This is a genomic window from Sphingobacterium arenae (assembly GCF_014692505.1).
Classification (GTDB): Bacteria; Bacteroidota; Bacteroidia; order Sphingobacteriales; family Sphingobacteriaceae; genus Sphingobacterium; species Sphingobacterium arenae.
Genome location: NZ_JACNYK010000018.1, coordinates 1 through 565, shown reverse-complemented (window position 1 = coordinate 565; position 565 = coordinate 1). Strand labels below are relative to the sequence as shown.

Here is a 565-nt window from a genome sequence, read left to right as displayed (position 1 = left end):
TTTGCCTGCCGCGGGACTGCCTCCGCAGTAACCCGCGATATGATCGCAGGAAACTGCTTCCTCTGTCCTCTTTTCTGTATTTCTCTTTTCTATCCCAATATGTCAAAGAACGTCTTATAGCCTGTCCAATAATGCAGGGATAAATCCCCCTAAGGACAGACAGATGTGGAGAATAACGGATTCGAACCGTTGACCCCCTGCGTGCAAGGCAGGTGCTCTAGCCAGCTGAGCTAATTCCCCTGTTCAAAGGTAAAACGATAAGCTGTAAAAGTAGTCCCGAGCAGATTTGAACTGCTGACCCCTACATTATCAGTGTAGTGCTCTAACCAACTGAGCTACGGGACTGGAGGTGTATACGCCCAGATCCGGACCAGCCTTTCCCCCGGGGCATACCTTTTACCTATCGGGCCGATGACAAAAAAGTCAAAGACCGTAAACCTTTTTTCTAATTGAACGATCATGATTGTGCGCAGCAGAAACGGTCCGGACGCTCCAGAAAGGAGGTATTCCAGCCGCACCTTCCGGTACGGCTACCTTGTTACGACTTAGCCCCAATTACCAGTAT

At 49.6% G+C, this 565-nt stretch carries 2 tRNA genes and 1 rRNA gene; all 3 read right to left on the bottom strand.

What is annotated here, in order from left to right:
* Positions 1-166: 166 nt before the first annotated feature.
* Positions 167-240: transfer RNA gene (locus tag H8B17_RS20525), tRNA-Ala, on the bottom strand.
* A 31-nt stretch (positions 241-271) separates the two neighbouring features.
* Positions 272-345, bottom strand: a tRNA-Ile gene (locus H8B17_RS20520).
* Between the two features lie 151 nt (positions 346-496).
* Positions 497-565: ribosomal RNA gene (locus H8B17_RS20515) — 16S ribosomal RNA — on the bottom strand; the annotation flags it as partial.